At 54.1% G+C, this 20,652-nt stretch carries 18 protein-coding genes and 2 pseudogenes; 9 read left to right on the top strand and 11 right to left on the bottom strand.

The annotated features are described in order from the left end of the window. The 8 genes and pseudogenes from AC2TAD_RS17815 to AC2TAD_RS17780 form a co-directional block, all read right to left on the bottom strand. A pseudogene (locus tag AC2TAD_RS17815) lies at nucleotides 1-927 on the bottom strand (NAD(P)-dependent oxidoreductase); the annotation flags it as partial. A gap of 100 nt (nucleotides 928-1,027) precedes the next feature. Next, nucleotides 1,028-2,032: a Gfo/Idh/MocA family protein gene (locus tag AC2TAD_RS17810; RefSeq protein ID WP_480869233.1), complete on the bottom strand. Its 1,005-nt coding sequence runs from the start codon at nucleotides 2,030-2,032 to the stop codon at nucleotides 1,028-1,030. Then, nucleotides 2,029-3,531: a UxaA family hydrolase gene (locus AC2TAD_RS17805; RefSeq protein ID WP_058277416.1), complete on the bottom strand. Its 1,503-nt coding sequence runs from the start codon at nucleotides 3,529-3,531 to the stop codon at nucleotides 2,029-2,031. The genes AC2TAD_RS17810 and AC2TAD_RS17805 overlap by 4 nt, the downstream gene beginning before the upstream one ends. Nucleotides 3,532-3,555: 24 nt before the next feature. After that, nucleotides 3,556-4,506: a phytanoyl-CoA dioxygenase family protein gene (locus tag AC2TAD_RS17800; RefSeq protein WP_170750458.1), complete on the bottom strand. Its 951-nt coding sequence runs from the start codon at nucleotides 4,504-4,506 to the stop codon at nucleotides 3,556-3,558. A gap of 10 nt (nucleotides 4,507-4,516) precedes the next feature. Continuing rightward, the gene (locus tag AC2TAD_RS17795; RefSeq protein WP_170558359.1) at nucleotides 4,517-6,139 is read right to left on the bottom strand and encodes a TRAP transporter large permease; all 1,623 of its coding nucleotides are present in this window, start codon (nucleotides 6,137-6,139) and stop codon (nucleotides 4,517-4,519) included. Next, a complete protein-coding gene (locus tag AC2TAD_RS17790) occupies nucleotides 6,139-6,981 on the bottom strand; it encodes a TRAP transporter small permease subunit (protein WP_170558357.1) in 843 nt (280 codons plus the stop codon). The genes AC2TAD_RS17795 and AC2TAD_RS17790 overlap by 1 nt, the downstream gene beginning before the upstream one ends. 16 nt (nucleotides 6,982-6,997) lie before the next feature. After that, nucleotides 6,998-8,167, bottom strand: coding sequence for a mandelate racemase/muconate lactonizing enzyme family protein (locus AC2TAD_RS17785; RefSeq protein ID WP_170558355.1), 1,170 nt, complete (start codon nucleotides 8,165-8,167; stop codon nucleotides 6,998-7,000). A 79-nt stretch (nucleotides 8,168-8,246) separates the two neighbouring features. Beyond that, nucleotides 8,247-9,260: a TRAP transporter substrate-binding protein gene (locus tag AC2TAD_RS17780; protein WP_170558353.1), complete on the bottom strand. Its 1,014-nt coding sequence runs from the start codon at nucleotides 9,258-9,260 to the stop codon at nucleotides 8,247-8,249. 197 nt (nucleotides 9,261-9,457) lie between these two features. Here AC2TAD_RS17780 and AC2TAD_RS17775 point away from each other — a divergent pair, with 197 nt between their 5' ends. After that, the gene (locus AC2TAD_RS17775; protein WP_170558351.1) at nucleotides 9,458-10,108 is read left to right on the top strand and encodes a GntR family transcriptional regulator; all 651 of its coding nucleotides are present in this window, start codon (nucleotides 9,458-9,460) and stop codon (nucleotides 10,106-10,108) included. Here AC2TAD_RS17775 and denD read toward each other — a convergent pair. Together denD and AC2TAD_RS17765 are read right to left on the bottom strand one after the other, a co-directional pair. Then, nucleotides 10,105-11,073: a D-erythronate dehydrogenase gene (gene denD / locus AC2TAD_RS17770; protein ID WP_480869229.1), complete on the bottom strand. Its 969-nt coding sequence runs from the start codon at nucleotides 11,071-11,073 to the stop codon at nucleotides 10,105-10,107. The genes AC2TAD_RS17775 and denD overlap by 4 nt on opposite strands. Continuing rightward, on the bottom strand, nucleotides 11,070-11,954 hold the full coding sequence (locus AC2TAD_RS17765; protein WP_480869227.1) for an NAD(P)-dependent oxidoreductase: 885 nt from the start codon (nucleotides 11,952-11,954) through the stop codon (nucleotides 11,070-11,072). Before AC2TAD_RS17765 ends, denD begins: the two co-directional genes overlap by 4 nt. Before the next feature lie 190 nt (nucleotides 11,955-12,144). Between AC2TAD_RS17765 and AC2TAD_RS17760 the strand changes: the two genes are divergently transcribed. Genes AC2TAD_RS17760 through AC2TAD_RS17740 form a run of 5 tightly spaced genes read left to right on the top strand, consistent with a single transcriptional unit; the run spans nucleotide 12,145 to nucleotide 17,079 of the window. After that, nucleotides 12,145-12,903: an SDR family oxidoreductase gene (locus tag AC2TAD_RS17760; RefSeq protein ID WP_480869225.1), complete on the top strand. Its 759-nt coding sequence runs from the start codon at nucleotides 12,145-12,147 to the stop codon at nucleotides 12,901-12,903. After that, complete coding sequence (locus AC2TAD_RS17755; protein ID WP_480869223.1) at nucleotides 12,900-14,696, top strand: IlvD/Edd family dehydratase; 1,797 nt, start codon at nucleotides 12,900-12,902, stop codon at nucleotides 14,694-14,696. Before AC2TAD_RS17760 ends, AC2TAD_RS17755 begins: the two co-directional genes overlap by 4 nt. Before the next feature lie 11 nt (nucleotides 14,697-14,707). Next, a complete protein-coding gene (locus tag AC2TAD_RS17750) occupies nucleotides 14,708-15,556 on the top strand; it encodes a fumarylacetoacetate hydrolase family protein (protein ID WP_058277425.1) in 849 nt (282 codons plus the stop codon). Beyond that, the gene (locus tag AC2TAD_RS17745) at nucleotides 15,549-16,472 is read left to right on the top strand and encodes a 2-hydroxyacid dehydrogenase (protein WP_170750465.1); all 924 of its coding nucleotides are present in this window, start codon (nucleotides 15,549-15,551) and stop codon (nucleotides 16,470-16,472) included. The genes AC2TAD_RS17750 and AC2TAD_RS17745 overlap by 8 nt, the downstream gene beginning before the upstream one ends. Before the next feature lie 16 nt (nucleotides 16,473-16,488). Then, the gene (locus tag AC2TAD_RS17740; RefSeq protein ID WP_170558336.1) at nucleotides 16,489-17,079 is read left to right on the top strand and encodes a LysE family translocator; all 591 of its coding nucleotides are present in this window, start codon (nucleotides 16,489-16,491) and stop codon (nucleotides 17,077-17,079) included. Between the two features lie 47 nt (nucleotides 17,080-17,126). On the opposite strand, the gene AC2TAD_RS17735 is transcribed toward AC2TAD_RS17740, so the two are convergent. Next, nucleotides 17,127-17,894: an SDR family oxidoreductase gene (locus AC2TAD_RS17735; protein ID WP_170750467.1), complete on the bottom strand. Its 768-nt coding sequence runs from the start codon at nucleotides 17,892-17,894 to the stop codon at nucleotides 17,127-17,129. Between the two features lie 69 nt (nucleotides 17,895-17,963). On the opposite strand from AC2TAD_RS17735, the gene AC2TAD_RS17730 reads away from it, so the two are divergent. The 3 genes and pseudogenes from AC2TAD_RS17730 to AC2TAD_RS17720 form a co-directional block, all read left to right on the top strand. Next, nucleotides 17,964-19,022: an L-idonate 5-dehydrogenase gene (locus AC2TAD_RS17730; protein WP_480869220.1), complete on the top strand. Its 1,059-nt coding sequence runs from the start codon at nucleotides 17,964-17,966 to the stop codon at nucleotides 19,020-19,022. Nucleotides 19,023-19,026: 4 nt separating this feature from the next. Then, entirely contained in the window at nucleotides 19,027-19,833 is an 807-nt protein-coding gene (locus AC2TAD_RS17725) for a phytanoyl-CoA dioxygenase family protein (RefSeq protein WP_480869218.1), read from the top strand. 199 nt (nucleotides 19,834-20,032) lie between these two features. Then, a pseudogene (locus tag AC2TAD_RS17720) lies at nucleotides 20,033-20,652 on the top strand (IS6 family transposase); the annotation flags it as partial.

Raw genomic sequence — 20,652 nt, 5'->3', positions numbered from 1 at the left:
TCAGGTGTTGAAACGCTTGACGTAGTAGTCAACCATCTGGCTGACCATATCATCCGCCTGACCGTGGTCGCGCGCGTCATTCAGCGCCGAAAGCGCGCCCTGCGACATCACGCTGGCAACGCCCGCCTCGCGCGCCATTCGGTCATAATACCCGAGGTCTTTTGCCGCATTCTTGATGGCAAAGGCCAGCTGATTTGGGTCGCTCTCAAGGCCGTAGGCTTTGACAAAATCCATCATTCCGGAATGCAGCGGCCCTGCGGCCATAACGTCATACAGCTGCTTGCGGTCAACACCGGTGATATCTGCCATGGCAAAGGCTTCGGCCATCGCGTTCGCGACGGTCATTCCGAAGAAGTTGTTGATCAGCTTTACCGTGTGCCCGGACCCAACGGGGCCAAGGAAAAAGACGTTTTCGCCCAAATCCTTCAGTGTCGGCTCGGCTTTGTCGAAGGCAACCTTGTTGCCGGAAGTCATTATGTTGAGCTTGCCTTCGTGCGCGTGCGCCGGCGTCCGGCCAAGCGGCGCATCAAGATAGCTTCCACCGGCTGCGGCAACCTCTTCGGCCAAGGCGCGTGTACTGCCTGGGAGAGAGGTGCCAAAGTCGATGACGACCGCCCCGGGTTTCAATCCCGCAATCACTCCATCTGTACCCCGCATACGACCCTCGACCTGTTCGGAGGTGCCCATGCACAGCATCACGATGTCGCTGGCTTCAGCCAGTTCTTGGGCGTTTTGCATCTCGCGGGCGCCTCGGTCAATCGCGGCGTCCAGGTGCGTGCGGTCGCGGTTTCCCAGTACAGCGACCGAGTATCCTTGGTCCAACAGTCGGCTCACCATGGCGCCGCCCATTAGTCCCAAGCCGATAAACCCGATTGATGGTTTGCTCATAGGTCTCCCTTTCCGTGAATGTGTAAGGTTTCCATTCTTGTGTCTGGTGCGGGCGGCTTTTCAGTTTAATTGCTCATTTTGCCCGGTGGAATATCATTGATTTTTGAGTGGTCCGGTATTTTGCCGGGCCGCATGTCCATCAGGCCGGCGCCCGCGCTCGAGTTGTTCGCGCCTTTAGCCCCTCTTCTATCCATGATGTGACCTCGAGCGTCCGGGCTGCATCCTCGACGTCGATCAGTGGAGGGGCGCCGTCGATCACGTCAAGGAAATGATCCAGTTGCACCTCCAATGGTGCGCGTTGCTGTTCCGGTCGTGTAAGCTGGTCCTTTTGGGCCGCAGTCCCCCAATCCTTTCCACGCCACAGAGTCATGGAGGGAAAACTCACAGCACCACTGGTTCCCGTGATCCACATCATGTCCTGGTGGGTCGTGCCGATGTTCGGGTTCTCGCCGGTTCCAGCCTCAAACCCCCAAGGGCTGGGTGCTGTGTCGGCAAAGCTGATAGTGCCCGTCGCGCCGTTTTCGAACGCGGTCGCGATAGCCCCACTTTCTATCCGATCCGATCCGCGGATCGACGCGCCGGGCAGGGCGACGACATCCGAGATTTCTCCGATCACAAACCGCAGGACATCGATATCATGCACCAGATTGATCATGACTGGGCTGCCATCAGAAGTCCGCCAGTTCTGTTCAAAATAGCTCTCGGGTTTACGCATGGCCCACAGCAACGAGACGTTGATGACTTGTCCGATCGTACCTTGCGCGATCACCTCTTTCAGGTGCTGCAAGGTTGTATGATACCGCCGATGGTGGCCCACAAGGCTGCGGACATCGGCCTGGCGAACGGCCGTTCTCAGGCGCAGGGCATCATCGACCGATGCGGCAACCGGCTTTTCGATCAGCATGTGCCAACCGCGGGATGCGGCTAGAATGCCATGTTCGGCATGCAGGCGGGTGGGCGTCGCGATGATGACGCCATCTACGGGGCTCTGCACCTCGTCCATACTGGCAAAACGCGGCGCGTCGATCTGGATCGAACCATCTGGATCGGCCAACCCGACCAACATGCAGTCGGGATGCTCAACCACGGCGCGGACGTGGCGGATGCCGATCAACCCGCCGCCAGCTACAAGGATCCGTTTCACATCACCGCTCCGATTTGCCAAGGAACGAATTCGTAGTCACCCAGGCCCTGCGCCTCGGACTTGGTTCGCGCGCCCGAGGCGACTTGGAGCAGCCGCCGGTATATTTCCTGTCCTTTTTCTTCGACGCTGGCACCTTTGGTCAGAATATCACCCGTATCCACGTCCATGTCTTCAGGCATGCGCGCTGCCAACTCAGAGTTGGTAGCGATTTTCAGCGTGGGCGCTGGTTTGGACCCAAAGGCAGAGCCGCGCCCCGTGGTGAAGCACACTAGGTTGCACCCGGCCGCGATCTGCCCGGTCACCGAGGCCGGGTCATATCCGGGGCTGTCCATGAAGGTGAAGCCTTTGGCGGTGATGGGTTCAGCGTATTTGAATACACCGGTCAAAGGGGTGGTTCCACCCTTCGCCGCTGCCCCCAGCGATTTCTCAAGGATGGTCGTCAGCCCCCCGTGCTTGTTGCCGGGGCTTGGGTTGTTGTCCATCGAGCCGTGATTGCGAGCGGTATAGTCCTGCCACCAATCGATCAGTCCGATAAGTTTTTGCCCAGTTACGCGACCAAGGGCGCGGCGGGTCAAAAGATGTTCGGCTCCGTAGATTTCGGGCGTTTCCGCAAGGACACCGGTGCCGCCTTGGGCAACCAACAGGTCGCAGGCGTGTCCGAGCGCAGGGTTTGCGGTCACGCCTGACCAAGCGTCCGATCCACCGCATTGCAGCGCAACTATCAATTCAGACGCCGGGGCTTCGCTGCGCCTCACCTCATTCGCAATGGGCAGCATCTTGTTAATCTTGCCGATGCCCGCTTCCACGGTCCGGCGCAATCCGGCGACGTTCTGGATGTTCATCGTCTGGAAGGTGGGACTTTGCTTCAGACCATATGCGTCCAGCAGCCAGTCGATCTGGTTCATCTCGCAGCCCAGACCGACCATTAGAACGGCAGCGTGGTTGGGATGTTTCGCAAACCCCCACATGACCCGTTGAAGTGCTTCGAAACCGTCGCCGGAATCGGCCATTCCGCAGCCCGTTCCGTGGACAAAGGCCACCACGCCGTCGACGTTCGGAAACTCGGCCAACTTGTCCGGCGTGAAGTGGTTGGCGATCATACGGGCCGCAGTCGCCGAACAATTAACTGTTGTCAGAACCGCGATGTAATTGCGCGTGCCGACCCGACCACTGTCCCGGTGGTAGCCCATGAACGTATCGACCGAGGTGGCGGGTTTCATGGGCCTGTGATCCGTCGCAAACTCGTAGTCTACACTAGTGTTGCGGAACTCGATATTGTGGGTGTGCACATGGTCGCCAGGTTCGATCGGTTGGGTGGCGTAACCGATAATCTGGGCGTATTTTCTGACAGGATCGCCGGGTGCAAGATTCCGCGTGGCGACCTTGTGTCCCGAGGGGATGCGCGTATTGGTCATGACATCCTCCACCATACTGCCGGCCTCCAGGGACCGAGTTGCAACAACCACGCTATCCGTTCGATCTAAACGTACAAAAGTCATAATCAGCTTTCCTGGCGGCAGCAGCTAGGCGCAGAACGGTGAGTCCGATGTCCATCGGTGAATATCTATGTGCGGTTGTCCGGACAGCCTTGCTCGCGCCGCTTCCCAATTGGAATTGCAGACACGCCAATCTCGCAGTTCGGTTTCGGGGTGCGATCTGGACCTCGCGATGAAGCTGGGGAAATGGTCTCGACCGGTGGGCTGGCCTGCCGCACTGAAGCGAACGTCGAACGACCAGCGGAACCGGTCCGTTTCATTGACCAGCGAAGCATGTGGCGTCAGAGGGTGAAACAGGATGATCCCGCCCGCCTTGACAGGAAGGGGCACAGCCCGGCCTTCGTCAATGAATCCGTCGGCAATACCAGTCTGCGTCCGCGCGCAATGCGGTAGGATGGATTGGTCCTGTGCCTTTGGCAGCACTTGCAGGCAGCCGTTTTCGAGCGTTGCATCGTTGACGGCAATCCACACCGTGACCATGTCGGTCTGATCTGCATCCTCCAACGCAACCGCCCGGTCCTGATGCCAGTCCGTCGCTGTGATGTGCGCGCGCACCTCATCCTTGGACAGCTTGAGAGCGGGGGGCTTCAGCCGAACGTGCTGGATTGGATTGCTCACCAACTCTGGCCCGATCAACTGCTCGACAATGTCAAGCATGGGCCGGGCCGTTAGCAAGTCGAACACTGCAGGCCCGATATGGAACGGTGTGTCCGCCATGATCCGATCGCCGGGCAACGAGATGTCCAGCGGCTGGAAATAGTCGCAACCGGCCTGATAAGCGGACAGAAGTTTGTCCCAGAAGGTCATTCCAGACGGTTCGTCCTTGACCAGCCCTTTTTCGTACCAACCGTCATAGAGCCGGCTCAGGACATCCGAGTATTCGGTCTGTACACGATCAAGGACATCGGCAGGGATAACATCCTCGACCACGAGGTATCCGTCCGTCTGGAACTTGCCAATCTGATCTTGTGTCAGCATGGGTGCGACCTCACAACAGCAGCGCGATTATGCCCGGCCAAATCAGAAGAACGGAAAGCGCCAGCAACTGGATCCCGATGAATGGCAGGAAGCCGCGGAAGATATCCGTCAGACTGATATGTGGCGGGGCCACCGACTTCAGGTAGAACGCGGCCGGGCCAAATGGGGGCGAGAGGAAGCTGACCTGCATGTTCATACAGAACACGACGCCGAACCAGATGGCGACATGACTCGGCTCCAACTGGCCAAAGACTCCGATTTCTTCGATAGGAAGGCGCAGGACGATCGGCAGAAAGACCGGAATAATTAACAGCACGATGCCGACCCAATCCATGAATGCGCCCATGAACAGCAAGATCAGCATCATCACCAGAATGACCAGCATGGTTGGCAGCTCCTGGCCGACGATTAGGTCAGCCACGTATTGGGGCCCGCCAGCAATGGTGTAGGCACCCGCCAGCGCGGCGGCCCCGATCGTAACCCAGATGATGGTGCCTGTGGATTTTAGGGTTCGCATCAAGCTGTCCCAAACCAGCTCGAACGATCCTTCGCCCCGCAGGATGGCGATAATCAGAACGGCGAAGGCGCCCATGCCCGCAGCCTCGGTGATGCCTGTGATCCCGCCATAGATCGAGCCGAGCACGACGCCGATGACGACCAGCGGAGCGACGAGGCCTTTGCCCATTTCCCACCCGATTTTAGCGCGCTCTCTGCCAAAGACGAAGAAGATCAGCAGAAGGGCAACGATCGTGATGCCGGCAAACCAGGGCATGTAGTCAGCCGTTCCCAGCCTCGCGGGCTCGCCCTGGCTGGCAGCGTTCGAGCCTGAGAGCTCGAAAAACGCGGCCCGGATAAACAGAACGGTGGAAAATCCGGCGACGACGATGCTCATGAAGGCCCCAAACAGTTTGCGTTTTTCGGCCGGTTCGGGGTCGTTCGGATCCGGTTCCGGCAGCGGAGCGTGATGAGGATTCAACTGCGTGCGGATGATGATGTACAGGATGATCATCGAGGCCAGCATGAAGCCGGGAATGAAAGACGCGGTGAACAGCGACTTGATCGAGGTTTCGGTGATCAGCCCATAGATGATCAGAACGATGGAGGGAGGGATCATGGTGCCCAGCGAACCCGAGGCGCAGATGACGCCGATCGCGAGATTTTGATCGTACCCTAGGCGCAGCATCTGGGGCAGGGCGATAAGTCCCAGCAGGACAACCTCACCACCGATTATGCCGGACATGGCTGCCATGATCACCGCCATGATCGAGGTCACGATCGCGATGCCGCCGCGTGTTCTGGACAGCCAGACATTCAGCGACGAATACATGTCACGCGCGATCCCGGACCGCTCTAGCAGCGACGCCATGAAGATAAACAATGGCACTGATATGAGCACGTAGTCCGTTAAGAGCCCGTATATTTTCTGTGCCAGGATATAGAGCGGCCCAGTCCCTGGCCGACCGGTGAGAACCCCGTCGCCGAATGAAAACGGGTTCAAAAGCAGTGTCGGTTCGAACTTCAGGACAAGAACCAGAACCGCAAGCGAAGCCGAGGCCAGACCCAAGGGCATTCCGATCGCCAGAAGCACGATCAGGGCGACCATCAGAATGAGTGAGATTGTTCCAATATCCATCAGTCTTGTCCCACCGCTCGTTTGATCATTTCAATTTCGTCTTCGTCCGGTTCATCTGTGTGGATTTCCGGTTCTTTGTTCCAATCAGCGATCAAGTTCAAAATTGCTTGCATTGCGACGAGCGTAATCACGATCAGCACCATCGGCTGCAACGTCGCCGGGATCGGAGGATTGAAGGCTGAGCCATAAAGCTCCCATTTATAGAGCTTGTTGACGAACACCTGTTTGTAGCTGCCGTAGACCAAAAAGAAGGCAAACAGCACGATCAGTATTGTCGAAACCGTATCAAAAACGCGTTGAAGCCAACGTGGAACTGCGTCGTAGAGCAGGAATATTCGAATGTGACTGCGTTGCTGCATGGCGTAGTAGCCGGACATCAAAAACACAAAGCTGGCGAACCAAAGTGTCATTTCGTTGGCCCACTCGGTCGGCTTTTCCAGGATATAGCGCATGAAGACTTCGTAGAGCATGACGACAGTCATGATTGCGATCATCATCATCGTAACTCGTCCTATGAACAGGGCGAAACGATCCATAACCGTCGTGCCTTCGAACTCCATCGTCGCTGGGCGCACTGTCTTGGTGCCAATCACTGCAAGAAACGGTAGAAGGACGAGCGCGGCGACGTCGATGATGTCGACATAACCCCCGAACACGCCAGACAATTCGGGCGTGATGTCGCTGCGCAGATATATTTCTGTTACCTGACTTTTGAGGGATTCAGAGGTGTAGGGCAGCCAATCCAATAGGAATGCAGGGAGATGCCAAACAAGCCAACTGGCCGTCGCTACGAAGGCCAACGGTATGAGCCATTCAATTGGTCCGCCTGAATTCTTGTGCATCGCGTAACCCTCGTCCCTATCCTTCGATCCTGTAGTGATCGATAAAGTCTCGATCCGGCTCGACACCCAGTCCGGGCCCAGTCGGTATCATGACACGACCGTTGTTGGCCTTGACCTGATTTTGAATTCCCAGCGGTACGGTCAGCAGATCGTCCCGAAACTTGTTGTCCGTTGTGTCGAACTCCAGCATCGGCTCCCACGGATGCAAGCCGCCTGGAATCGCTGGCATGGCCGCCAGTAACTGCAGATTAGTTGCGACAGCGATGGCGCTACCCCAGACGTGATTTACGACCGGAGTGAAATGTGCGTGGCATAGGGCCAGTACCCTGAGATACTCTGAAACACCGCCCAAAGCGCAAACTTCTGGCTGCGCTATATCGATGCCGCGATTTTCAAGAAGACTGCGCCAGGCCCAGCGATTGAATACCGTCTCACCGCCCGAAATGTTGACTTTCAGCGAAGTGCGCAATTCGCGGTATCCGTCAATGTCTTCTGGCGCGACGGGTTCTTCGAACCAATATGCGTCCAGTTCTTCCAGCGACCGACCGACGTAGAATGCGTCCGAAGTCGTATAGGCATGGTTTGCATCGACCATAAAGGGAAAGTCGTCACCAACCCCGCGTCGAACGGCTTCGCACAGCTTCACATCAGGCTTCGGGCCAAAGCCCGTTTTCATTTTGGTGGCGGTGAATCCCATCTCCTTGATCTTTGAGGCTTCATCCTCAAAACGGCTGGCCAGATTGGAAATCGGTTCATCCCTGAGCATCATGCCGTAGCCGTAGCAAGGAACGCTTGCGCGATGTGCGCCGCCGACAAGCTTATGGAGGGGGAGGCCAGAGATTTTGCCGGTGATGTCCCAAAGTGCGATGTCCACACCGGACAAAGCCTGTATTGGCATTCCGCTTTGGCCATGGTCTCGCAAAAGGTTGTACACCTTGTGCCAGATCACGTCTTTGTCCAAAGGGTCCATGCCAAGAACCATTGGTTGGATGACCTTTTCCACGATGGATTTGTTGGCAATGGCTACGTTTCCGGGACCAAAGCACTCCCCCCAACCAGTTACCCGTTCATCTGTCTGAACCTCGACCAGATGAGTTGTTCGCTTGTCATAATACTGTTGCGAGTAGCCCAGAACTTCCGGCATGTCGTACTGCAGTACGTGACTTATTATTCTGGTGATTTTCATGAAGCTCTGGATCCCGGCGCCGAACCGGAGAGGCCGCTAGTGCGGCCTTTCCGTGTGTCGTAAGTCGGTCGCAGCCTGACTACTGCATCGCGCCCAGGTCACGCAGGAAGTTGATATGGCTTTCCAGCAGCGCCTGTGCTTCAGGGGTCGTTGCGAACTCAGTCCACCCGACTTGAACGGCCGCGCGATAGGCTGCCAGATCTTCAGGCGACCATTCGTACAACTGAACGCCTTTTGCTTTCAGGTCTTTTGCAGTCTGAGCGTTCTGCACTTCGTTGATGGTCGCATTGTGCAATGCCAGGCTATCCATTGCGACTTCCATAATCTTCTTATGGTGCGCGGGCATTGCTTCCCAAACGTCTTTGCGACAGGCAAGGTGGTCCGCGGGCATCGAGTGGAAACCGGGATAGTTTGTGTGACCTGCGATCTCGTACAGGCCCAGGCCCACATTGTTCGTCAGGTTCGCAGCATCCGCACCATCAATGATGCCGGTTTCCAAAGCTGTGAAGATTTCGTTGAAGTCCATAACGATCGGAGAAGCACCAAGTTCCGCGAACACTTTGGTCGCAAGGCCTGGAGGGGAGCGGAATTTCCAATCTTTGAAGTCGTCCACTTTTGCAATCGGCTTGGTCGAAGAAAGCGACTCCGGCCCGGGAATCCACCATCCGATGAATTCCATGTCGTAGCCGTTGTATAAATCATTTACAGCTTCTCTTCCGCCGCCATGAAGAAGCCAAGCCATTTGCTGATATGGGTTCTGATATCCGCCGAGCAGGTCGCCCGCAAACTGGAAGGCCGGGTTTTTACCGGTCTGATAGCCGCCGCCCGTCATGTCGCAATCCAGAATTCCGGTAGCTGCGGCATCGAAGGTTTCAACTGATTTGACCACCGAAGAGGAATAGAACATTTCAACTTCGATTTCGCCGTTCGACATTTCCTGAATGTCTTCAACGAATTTTGCAGCCATCTGGCCTGACAGAGTTTCGGGCGAAAAATGGGTTTGAATTCTAAGCTTCGTTGTTTCAGCCATCGCGAAACCGGCTGCCATTGTCGTGGCTACGGCCGCCAGGGCCGCTGTCTTGACTATTTTCATATTGTCCTCCCAGACGTTGAGCGTGCGCGGTGTGGAAGATCTTGCCGCCTCCTTTGCTGTCGCGCAGGTAAACGTTAAGCCGACGAATCGAATGCAACAAGAAAAAATTGAAATTTTAAAAAAATTCGAGATTCTTGCGATAATTCGAAAATAAGGTTAGGACGCTACTTGGACAAAACTTGAAGGTGCATACTGGAATGAACGACGAAATAGATATTTATCAAGATCTTAAGATGCGCCTGATCTCTAATGGATTCGAGCATGGAGCCAAGGTGCGGGCTGAAGAACTTCGTAAAGTGTATGGCTGTTCTGCGAGCGCCGTTCGTGAAGTCCTCTTTCGTTTGGCCGCTGTTGGTTTGGTGGACTTTCAGGAACAAAAAGGTTTCCGCGTGCCAATGCGTTCGCCGCAGAAGCTTATCGAATTGACGCACGTCCGTGTTCTGTTGGAGGCCGAAGGCACCGCAATGTCGATCCGTAATGGCGGGGTGGATTGGGAAGCAAGATTGACGGCCGCACATCACAAACTTAGCCATATCGAAAAACGCATTCACGCCACAGACGACCCGAGCGGCCTTATCGAGATATGGTTTGCCTCGGAAAAGGAATTTCACGAAACACTTATTTCTGCCTGTGGCTCGGAAACTTTAAAACAAATGCATAGCCGAGTTTACGCGCAATTCAGACAGCAGTTGATGGTGGCAGACCGGAACTTTGAATTCATTTCTCAGAACATAAGACACCATGCCGATATACTTGAAGCAGCATTGTCAGGGGATGAGCAGTTAACACGAGAGAAAATTCACGACCATCTGGAACGCCATCTAACTGGAAAGACGATGGGCGACTAAAGCCGAAAATCGTCTTCCAAATACACGCGAATGATTTCGTCGAAGCTTGATTCCGCCTTGAACCCCAAATACAGAGCGCGATCTGTTTGAAAGTCTCGCGGCCAATTCTTGACTATTCGTTCGATTGTCTCGTCGGGTTCTTGCCTGATTAGGCCAACCGCTTCTTGGCCGGCCACTTTGCGCAGAGCTTCGATTTGTTCGGCGACGGTGCAACTTACGCCAGGCATGTTCAATGCGCGTCTGTCATTCAAAAGCTGCGTGTCCATTGTTGCTGCGTGGGTCAAAAAAGTCGCAGCGGCGCGGGGGCTGGCGTGCCAGTGGCGAACGGTGTCGGCAACTGGCAAGACAGCCTCATCCCCATTCAATGGCTCTCGTATTATACCTGAAAAGAAGGACGAAGCGGCAGCGTTGGCTTTGCCCGGGCGCACACACAAAGTGGGCAAGCGCAAGGAAATACCGTCGATATATCCTTTCCTGCTGAAATCCGTGATCATCAATTCAGCCGCCGCTTTCTGCGCTCCGTAACTTGTCAAAGGTGCCGAGAGGAATTCATCGCTTATCTTTTCGGGGAATGGTGACCCGAAAACTGCTATGGACGAGGCAAAAACCAGGCGAGGTGTGTACTCGCTTTCTGAAGCTTCGTGTTCATCCTTAAGTGCGTTCAGCAGTGCCCACGTTGCCATAAGGTTTACATCCCAACCCAACGCAAAGTCTGTTTCAGCTTGGCCTGAAACGATAGCTGCAAGATGAAAAATGACGTCTGGCCGCTGCATAGCAAAAGACTTAGCTATGCCTGTCGCAGTCAAGTTCCCCACAATTTGATTACCTGCCGCACTGTCGGGCGGGAACGAGAGATCGAACAGTGAGACTTGGGCATCGGCTCCAAAGGTTTCTTGGATCGACACGCGATGGGCCAGTTTCTGGCCCAGCATTCCTCCGCCGCCTATAATCAGGATCCGCGTCACAGCATTCCGTTCCGTTTTTTGAGTTCTAGATACAAAGCCGAATGATCCAGTTCGGCCCCATCCATTTCGTCTATCAGATATTCGAAACGGTCGCGCACAGATCGGGTGCTAGGTAGCTCAACGCCAAGGCTTCCCGCTTCCTCTAGCGTATTGTCCAAATCCTTTAGTTGAAACTTAGACAAACCCCCGGGTGTAAAATTTCCATCAGACATGCGTTCGCCATGTTGTTGCAAGATAATACTATCCGCAAAGCCCCCCTTTAGTGCGGCCCTCAACGCGGTGGGGTCCGCACCGCCTTGCTGAGCCAGTAGAGTCGCCTCGGCGACTGCCGATATTGTTACAGCGACAATTGTTTGATTGGCCAATTTGCACAATTGACCAGAACCACTTGGGCCAACATGCACAGGCCGGCCCATTGCTGTCAGAACCGGTCGCACGCGCTCCATAACGTCCTGACCGCCACCGACCATGATCGCAAGGGTGCCAGCTTCGGCACCTTTGATGCCACCGGAAACCGGGGCGTCCAGATGCAGCACCCCCATCGAGGAAAGCTGCGCGGATTGCTCTCTTGCGTGTTCGGGTTTGGCGCTCGACATATCAATCCAGATCATCCCCGGTTTGAGTTGCTCGCGGAAAGCCTCGTTAGCAAGTAGCGCGCCGGTCGCGTATCCATCCGAGAGCATGGTTATTATTACGTCTGCACCCGAAACCGCCAGCGGGGCAGTTTCCACCAATGTCGCGCCTTCTGCTGCCAACGGGTTTGCCTTTTTCAAGCTGCGGTTCCATACAGTGAGCGGAAACTCGGCGCGCAAAATATTCCGCGCCATAGGAGCTCCCATCAGGCCGGTTCCCAACAGAGCCACTTTGAACTGCTTGCTCATCATCTACTGTCCTTCCGAAGGTGCGCCACGCATGGTTATGGCCAAACCAAAATCTCTGTCATACGCTAACGGCTCTGTGCCCACATGCCAGAAGTCGTTGCAAATCCGCCAAGGTTTCTTTGCTTCTCGGTTGATCTGTGGGACGACGTAACACTTGTCCAGTCGCCACTTTTGAGGTCGGAATATTTATATGTCAGAAAGACTTAAGGGAAAAAGCGTCCTGGTCACAGCCGCCGCACAGGGGATCGGACTTGCAAGCGCAATTGCAATGGCAAGAGAGGGTGCAAAAGTCTATGCGACGGATATTAGCCCCAAAAAACTAAATTTGATTCGCGGTCAGAATCTCGAAAATCTCGAAATTTTCGAGATGGATGTGACGAATAATGAGAGCATTCATCATGGGGTCGCGCGAGCGAAGCCGGACGTTTTGTTCAACTGCGCAGGGTTCGTGCATCACGGAACTATTCTGGATGCAACCGATGAAGAGTGGGATTTCGCCATGGACCTTAATGTGCGCTCAATGGTGCGCACGACAAAGGCTGTATTGCCGGGAATGCTAGAGCGCGGAGGAGGCTCGATAATCAATATGTCTTCCGCACTGGGTTCCATAATCGGTGCGCCAAATCGTTTTGTATATGGAACGACAAAAGCCGCTGTTGTTGGGCTGACGAAATCGGTAGCCGTGGACTTCATAACAAAAGGAATCCGGTGCAATTGCATTTGTCCGGGAACAGTCGACAGTCCCAGTTGGCGTGACCGCGTAGATGCGTTGGGCGAGCAACTGGGCAGCAGAGAAGAGGCCCTTGCACAATTTGTGGCGCGACAGCCTATGGGGCGTGTAGCGAAAGCAGAAGAGATTGCTGCATTGGTCGTCTATCTGGCGAGCGATGAAAGTGCATTCACCACTGGACACACGCACATAATTGACGGGGGTTGGTCAGGCCAATGACAAAAGTATCAAAAAAAGATTTGCGATCTCGCAAGTGGTTCATGAATTCTGAGAACCTTGAGATGACGGCATTGTATCTGGAAAGATACCTGAATTACGGATTGACCCGTGAGGAACTGCAATCAGGCAAACCGATCATTGGCATTGCTCAGACCGGCAGTGATTTGAGCCCCTGTAATCGGCATCATATCGAATTGTCAAAACGTGTTCGCGATGGAATCATCGCCGCCGGGGGAACGTGCATCGAAATACCGGTCCACCCGATACAAGAGACAGGTAAACGGCCAACGGCGTCACTCGACCGCAACCTGGCTTATCTGTCCTTGGTTGAGAGTCTATTCGGGTATCCGATTGATGGCGTTGTTCTGAACATTGGTTGCGACAAGACCACGCCCGCGCTTCTTATGGCCGCTGCGACCGTCAACATCCCGGCGATTGCCCTGTCGGTCGGTCCCATGCTCAACGGCTGGTTGAAAGGTGAGCGCGCCGGATCGGGAACGGTTATTTGGAAAGCGCGCGAAGACCTTGCGGCTGACGAAATAGACACCGATGAGTTCATGGAGATCGCAGCCGCCGCAGCACCTTCGGTGGGTTATTGCAATACGATGGGAACAGCAACGACCATGAATTCGCTTGCTGAGGCCTTGGGTATGCAATTGCCCGGATCAGCAGCCATTCCAGCCCCGTATAGAGAGCGCGGTCAAATCAGTTATGAAACGGGTAAACGCATTGTGGACATGGTCTGGGAGGATCTACGCCCGAGCGATGTGATGACACGTCAGGCTTTTGAGAATGCGATTGTTATCAACTCTGCGATTGGCGGATCGACGAACGCGCCGATCCACCTGAATGCAATCGCCCGACATCTTGGTGTTCCGTTGACCAACGATGACTGGCAGAAACTTGGCCACGACGTTCCACTGTTGGTTAACATGCAGCCTGCGGGTGAGTACCTGGGCGAAGATTACCTACAGGCCGGAGGTGTACCCGCCGTTGTCGGAGAGCTTCTTGACGCTGGATTGCTGCCGCATCCCGATGCGATAACGGTGAACGGCAAGACGATGGGCAATAATTGCTCGGCGCGCCGGTCTCAGAATAGCAAAGTAATCAAGACTGTTGATAGCCCGGTTAAGCAACAGGCGGGGTTCATCAATCTCTCGGGTAACCTGTTCGAGAGTGCGATTATGAAGACATCTGTGATCTCACAGTCATTTCGACAGACCTACCTGTCGAACCCGGATGATCCTAATGCATTTGAGGGCAGGGCGGTTGTGTTTGATGGGCCTGAGGATTTTCACCATCGGATCGATGATCCCGAAGAATACATCGACGCAAACTGTATTCTGATTATGCGCGGAGCAGGACCAAAAGGTTACCCAGGTGCCGCAGAGGTCGTGAACATGCGTCCGCCCGCATATTTGTTGAAACAAGGCATCGAAGCCCTTCCTTGCATCGGTGATGGACGGCAATCCGGAACATCAGGAAGCCCGTCTATCCTGAATGCTTCACCCGAAGCTGCAGAGGGTGGTGGGTTGGCCTTAGTGCGAAATGGTGACCGACTGCGAATCGATCTTGGCAAAGGCACAGCAGATATGCTGGTTTCGCTCGAAGAACTGCATGAACGCGCCCGCGATCTGGAGGCAAAGGGTGGGTATTTAATGCCGCCCAACCAATCCCCGTGGCAGGAAATTTTCCGCGAAAAAGTAGATCGGTTGGATCGCGGTATGACGCTCAAGGGGGCAGAAAACTACCACGATATCGCGCGAGGATTCATGCCACGCGACAATCACTAAAAGGAACAGAAATGAAACTTGTTCGTTACGGAGTAGAGGGCTCGGAAAAGCCTGCGTTGGTCGACGCTGAGGGCCAATTGCGGGATCTGTCCGCTCATATCATTGATATTACGGGTGATATGTTGGATGACGGAACGCTTGATAACCTGCGCTCATTGGATCCGAACAACCTGCCAATTGTAGAGGGTGACCCTCGTATCGCACCGTGTGTCGGTGACATCGGTAAATTTCTTTGCATCGGTTTGAACTACTCGGACCATGCAGCAGAAACCGGCGCAGATATTCCCGAGCATCCGATACTTTTTTTCAAGGCTAACTCAGCGGTCATTGGGGCATATGACGAAGTTGTCATGCCGCGGGGATCTACACACACCGACTGGGAATGCGAACTGGGCGTAGTCATAGGCAAAACAGTCAAATACGTTTCCAAGGCCGACGCGCTCGAATACGTTGCCGGCTATTGCATCGTAAACGACGTGTCGGAAAGGCATTTTCAAACTCAACTGACCGGTCAATGGACCAAAGGCAAGTCTTGCGACACATTTGGCCCTACTGGCCCTTGGCTAGTGACCCGGGATGAGGTGCCGGATCCTCAAAGTCTTGGTATGTCACTGGATGTAAACGGTCAGCGCATGCAAACCGGGAATACTGCTACGATGATCTTTTCCGTTGCCGAGATCATTGAACATCTAAGCCAACTTTTCACACTGCATCCCGGCGACGTCATTTCAACTGGAACACCGCCCGGTGTTGGAATGGGGATCAAACCGGACCCAGTTTACCTGAAAAAAGGCGACGTCATGGAGCTTCGTATCGATGGGCTTGGCGTTCAGCGGCAAGAGGTCGGCCAAGATGACTGACTTATTGCAAATCGGAGGGATCACTGAACGGATGCGAGAACGCCTGGCCACAGTGTTCAATATTCATCAATTGGACGATTTCAGCGCGGATAGTATAACACATATCGTTACAAATGGGCATGATGGCGTTCCGCATGACCTGATGACATCACTCAGCAGTTTGAAGATGATCAGCGTCTATGGAGTCGGTTACGACGCCGTCGACGCAAATGCCGCGGCTGAGCGCGGGATTGTCGTGACGCACACACCGAATGTTTTGAACAAAGAAGTCGCAACCACCGCCGTTTTGCTGTTGCTGTCATGTTATCGAGAGCTCGTACGTGACGACGATTACGTTCGGTCCGGACGGTGGGAAGTTGAAGGTAATGCCCCTTTGACACGATCAGCGGACAATCAAAGAATAGGCATTCTTGGTCTTGGTCGCATTGGTCAGGCGATCGTTGATAAGTTGGAGCCGTGGGCCCCCGAAATCTCTTATAATACCCGCAATCAAAAGGATGTCCCGTACCGATATTTCGACAGTTTGGTTGAAATGGCAGAACATGTGGATGTCCTCATATGCATCACGCCCGGCGGCCCGTCGACCAATAGGCTGGTCAACGCTGAGGTGTTGCGCGCGTTGGGGGCAGGGGGCACTCTTATAAACGTTAGTCGAGGTTCGGTTGTCGACGAAACTGCCCTAATCAATGCATTGCAAAACGGTGAGCTCGGGTGGGCAGGGCTTGATGTTTTTGAAGACGAACCGCGCGTTCCAAAAGCATTGCGCGAGTTGTCCAATGTCGTTCTTCTCCCTCACGCTGGTAGCGCGACTATTGAGACACGTGCAGCTATGGGTGAACTAACTGTCGACAATCTACTGCAACACCTTAAGGACGGATCGGTGATCACAGCTGTGCCGGAATGCAGAGATCTGTAGAAGGCCAATCTGAATAGTGTTTGAGTTTGCCGTTGCGGTTTTCTTTCTGCTGATTACGCCTGGCCCAGGTGTTTTGACAACTGCGGGTATTGGATCAGCATTTGGTTTTCGAGCTGGGCTCGCTTTTGTGGCCGGTTTGATGCTGGGCGGGTTCATCAACATGATGTTTGTTGTCTCTGGAGTCGCTGCAGTAGCTTTGGCTATACCGGTACTTAGAACTTTGCTGCTATTTGCCTCTGTTGGGTATTTGGGATTTCTTGCCTGGCGTATTGCAAGAGCTGGCTCAAAGGTCGGGTTTTCCCCCGCGGTCTCGCCACTTGGTTTTGCGAACGGGCTGACACTTCAGTTCATTAATCCCAAGGCTTACGTGGTTGGCACTGCATTGTTTTCAGGGTTTGCCTTTTTGCCCGATGCGCCCGTTTGGGAGGTCGTCATAAAAATCGTAATATTCAATATGGTTTGGGTGCCAGTGCACATGATCTGGCTGGGTGCTGGCGCAAAGCTAGGCAGCCTTGATTTAAGTGAGAGATCACATCAAAGGATCAACTTTGCGATGGCGGCTTCATTGATGGTTGTTGTGGTGACTGCTTTGGCGTCGGCGCTTTAAACAAAGCCTGCGTCAGTCGTACCTAGCAGACGGTTGAAAGACACAAATCAAAGTGACGCCGTTATTCCGCCATCAACGTAGAGAGTATGTCCATTAACGAAACTGGATGCAGGGGAGGCAAGGAATATAGCGGCGCCGACAAGTTCTTCCACATTGCCCCAGCGACCGGCCGGGGTGCGTTTCTCGAGCCATGCACTAAACTCAGGGTCAGCAACCAATGCGGCGTTCAAAGGTGTATCGAAATATCCAGGCGCAATGGCATTGCAGTTTAGGCCATACTTAGCCCAATCAGTCGCCATTCCCTTTGTAAGGTTGGTCACGGCACCTTTTGTCGCCGTGTAAGGCGCAATACCCGGTCTTGCCAATGCGGATTGAACCGACGCAATGTTAATGATCTTGCCTGATTTTCTTTCAATCATGTGCCGTGCCACAGCCTGACCGACATGAAAGACGGACGCTACATTTGTCTGTAGTAGGTGCTCGAAGGCATCAGCGGGGAAATCCTGTAGCTCCGTCCTGTATTGCATTCCGGCGTTGTTTATCAGGATGTCTATGGGGCCGACATTGTCTTCAAAGTTGTCCACGGCAGATCGGACACCTTCATGATCGGTTGCATCGAACGAAAGTTGACGTACCGAGGCGCCTGTTTCGCTCAACTCGGATGCCGCTGCCGCTAGTTTCGCGGTGTCGCGCCCGTTCAAAACGACTTGCGAACCGGCGGCAGCCAAGCCACGGGCCAACGCAAATCCAATGCCTTGGCTAGAGCCTGTTACTAGTGCGCGTTTTCCCTCTAGGTTGAACATTTCAAGCATCATGCAAAAACCCCTTGGTTGTCAGCACCGACTATCCGTATCTTTTGGCAATATGTATAGGGAGTCTGTGCAATGTCTTCGGCCAATGTTGCTGTTGTTATCCATGCCGCAAAAGATCTGAGGTTGGAAAACCGGGACGTACACGACGTGGGGCCAGACGAAGTCTTGATTGCCATGCGCGCGGGTGGGATTTGCGGCTCTGACCTGCATTATTATAACCACGGTGGTTTCGGTGCGATCAAGTTGCGTCAGCCGATGGTGCTAGGACATGAAGTCGCCGGAGAAATCGTGAAAGTCGGGTCAAGTGTGCAGGGGCTGCACTTAGGCCAACTGGTTGCAGTTTCTCCATCCCGCCCTTGCCAAGCCTGCATTTATTGTCTGAACGGGCAGCAAAACCACTGTCTTGATATGAAGTTCTATGGCAGCGCGATGCCGTTCCCGCATATCCAAGGCGCTTTTCAAAGCAAACTCGTGGCGAAAGCCAGTCAATGTGTTCCGGCAGATGGGTTGAGCCCTGCGCAGGCCGCTATGGCCGAACCTCTGGCTGTCTGTTTGCACGCGATTAAACAAGCCGGGAACCTCTTAGGCAAAACGGTACTTTTAACGGGATGCGGCCCGATTGGCTGCCTCACGATCTTGGCGGTACGCCGTTCTGGAGCGGCCAGAATAGTGGCGACGGATATCTCGGACCAGACCCTCGCTCTGGCGCGTGAATGCGGGGCAGACGATGTCATCAACACCTACGCCGATCCGCAAAAACTGGAGCAGTTTGAAAACGACAAGGGCCAGGTTGATGTCCAACTGGAGTGTTCTGGGGCTCAATCGGCTCTGGCTTCTGGCGTCGCATGCTTGCGACCGGGTGGAACATTGGTTCAGCTTGGTCTGGGTGGAGATATGACTGTGCCAATGCAGGCGTTGACTGCAAAAGAGATAGTGCTTCGCGGGTCTTTCCGTTTCCATTCCGAGTTCTCAGTCGCGGTCGAGATGATGCGAAGCGGACTAATAAACGTCGACCAGTTGGTGACGCATTCCTTCGAAGTTGGCGAGGCTGTTACTGCCTTTGAGGTCGCGTCTGATCGAAGCCAATCAATGAAAGTGCAGTTAACGTTTCCGGAAAATGACGATGGATAGGCGAATGCGTGATATTGCAAAGACTTATGAAAGAGACGGTTTCGTAGCTCCGCTGGATATCCTGACAGCTTCCGAGGTCCAAACGCTGCGCGATGATTTTGAGAAAGCAGAGCTCATTCTCAGAGACGACCCAGAGAAACTCAAGCTTCTATATTCTTATCCAGACAGGCTGATACCATCATTCGATGCACTTCTTCGCCATCCGAAGCTGATTGAGGCTGCTTCAACAGTGTTGGGGCCGGACCTCATGGTTTGGAGCGGTGCACTTTTCGTAAAAGAAGCGCGATCATCGAAGATAGTCTCGTGGCACCAAGACTTGACCTATTGGGGTTTGGATGATGCTGAAGAGGTAACCTGTTGGGTTGCGATTTCAGAAGCGTCTGAGCAAAGCGGGTGTATGAGGTTTGTTCCTGGCAGCCATAAAAGCCGGATCGTGCCTCACGTGGACACCTTCAGCGAAAACAATCTTTTGTCACGTGGGCAGGAAATCGCAGTCGATGTGAACGAAAAAGATGCAGTTGCTGCCGAATTGCGTGCAGGGCAGGCATCCATGCATCACGGGCATCTCTTTCACGCATCAGGGCCCAATAACACGGACGATAGACGCATTGGTGTGGCGTTGCGTTTCATAAAGCCCTCAATGAAACAGCAAAACGGATTGAAAACTTTGGTTGCGCTAGTCGCAGGGCGAGATGATTTTGGGCATTTTTTAGTTGCGTCCTCTCCTCAGGGCTTTTTGCATGAGAACGATTTCGTTTTGTGTCAAAGGGATGCAGATCGCAAGAAACAAATACTCTTCGCCGGAGTGTAATGACTCCCTTCTCGAGCTCAGACCCATTGCTATATCGACCGGGAAACCGCCCTGAATCGCGAAAACTAGTAGACAATTAAAAGTTAACATAGTCGCTAAGCTTTTCTTCCACTGGGCGAAAAGTTGCAGAGGAAGTCTACGGGGTCTTGTCAGATTAACTTTGCTTGAGCGGGGCAGGGCGGGTGCATAGCAGTTAGGAATGACCAAACCTGCCACCTTCAAGTACTTCAAAACCAGTCCTGAGATCATCCGCCTGGCGGTGATGCTGTATATTCGGTTTCCACTCTCGCTTCGGAATGTCGAAGATCTGCTGCATGAGCGAGGCATCGACGTGAGTCACGAAACTGTCCGATATTGGTGGAACAGGTTTGGCCCAATGTTTGCTGCCGAGATCAGACGAAAGCGTGTTCAGCAACTCCGAGCCTTTTCAAAATGGAAGTGGCACGTTGACGAGGTTTTCGTGAAGGTAAATGGCAAACGCCACTATCTCTGGCGGGCTGTTGATCACGAAGGCGAGGTGCTGGAAGCCGTTGTCACGAAGCGCCGAAACAAAGCTGCAGCACTGAAATTCCTCAAGAAATTGATGAAGCGATACGGTAAAGCGGGAACCGTTTTCACGGATCGCTTCGCATCGTAATGGGCCGCTCTCAGAGAGCTTGGCGCTACCGAAAAACAAAGGACGGGCAGGTGGCTCAACAACCGCGTCGAGAACTCGCACCTGCCTTTCCGACGAAGAGAGCGCGCGATGCAGCGTTTCAGGCGCATGCGAAGTTTACAGAAATTCGCCTCCGTCCATTCCTCCGTCTACAATCACTTCAA

This window comes from Ruegeria sp. HKCCD7628 (assembly GCF_057221005.1).
The sequence above is the reverse complement of the archived record's forward strand: the minus strand, read 5'-3'. Positions and strand labels throughout refer to the sequence as shown.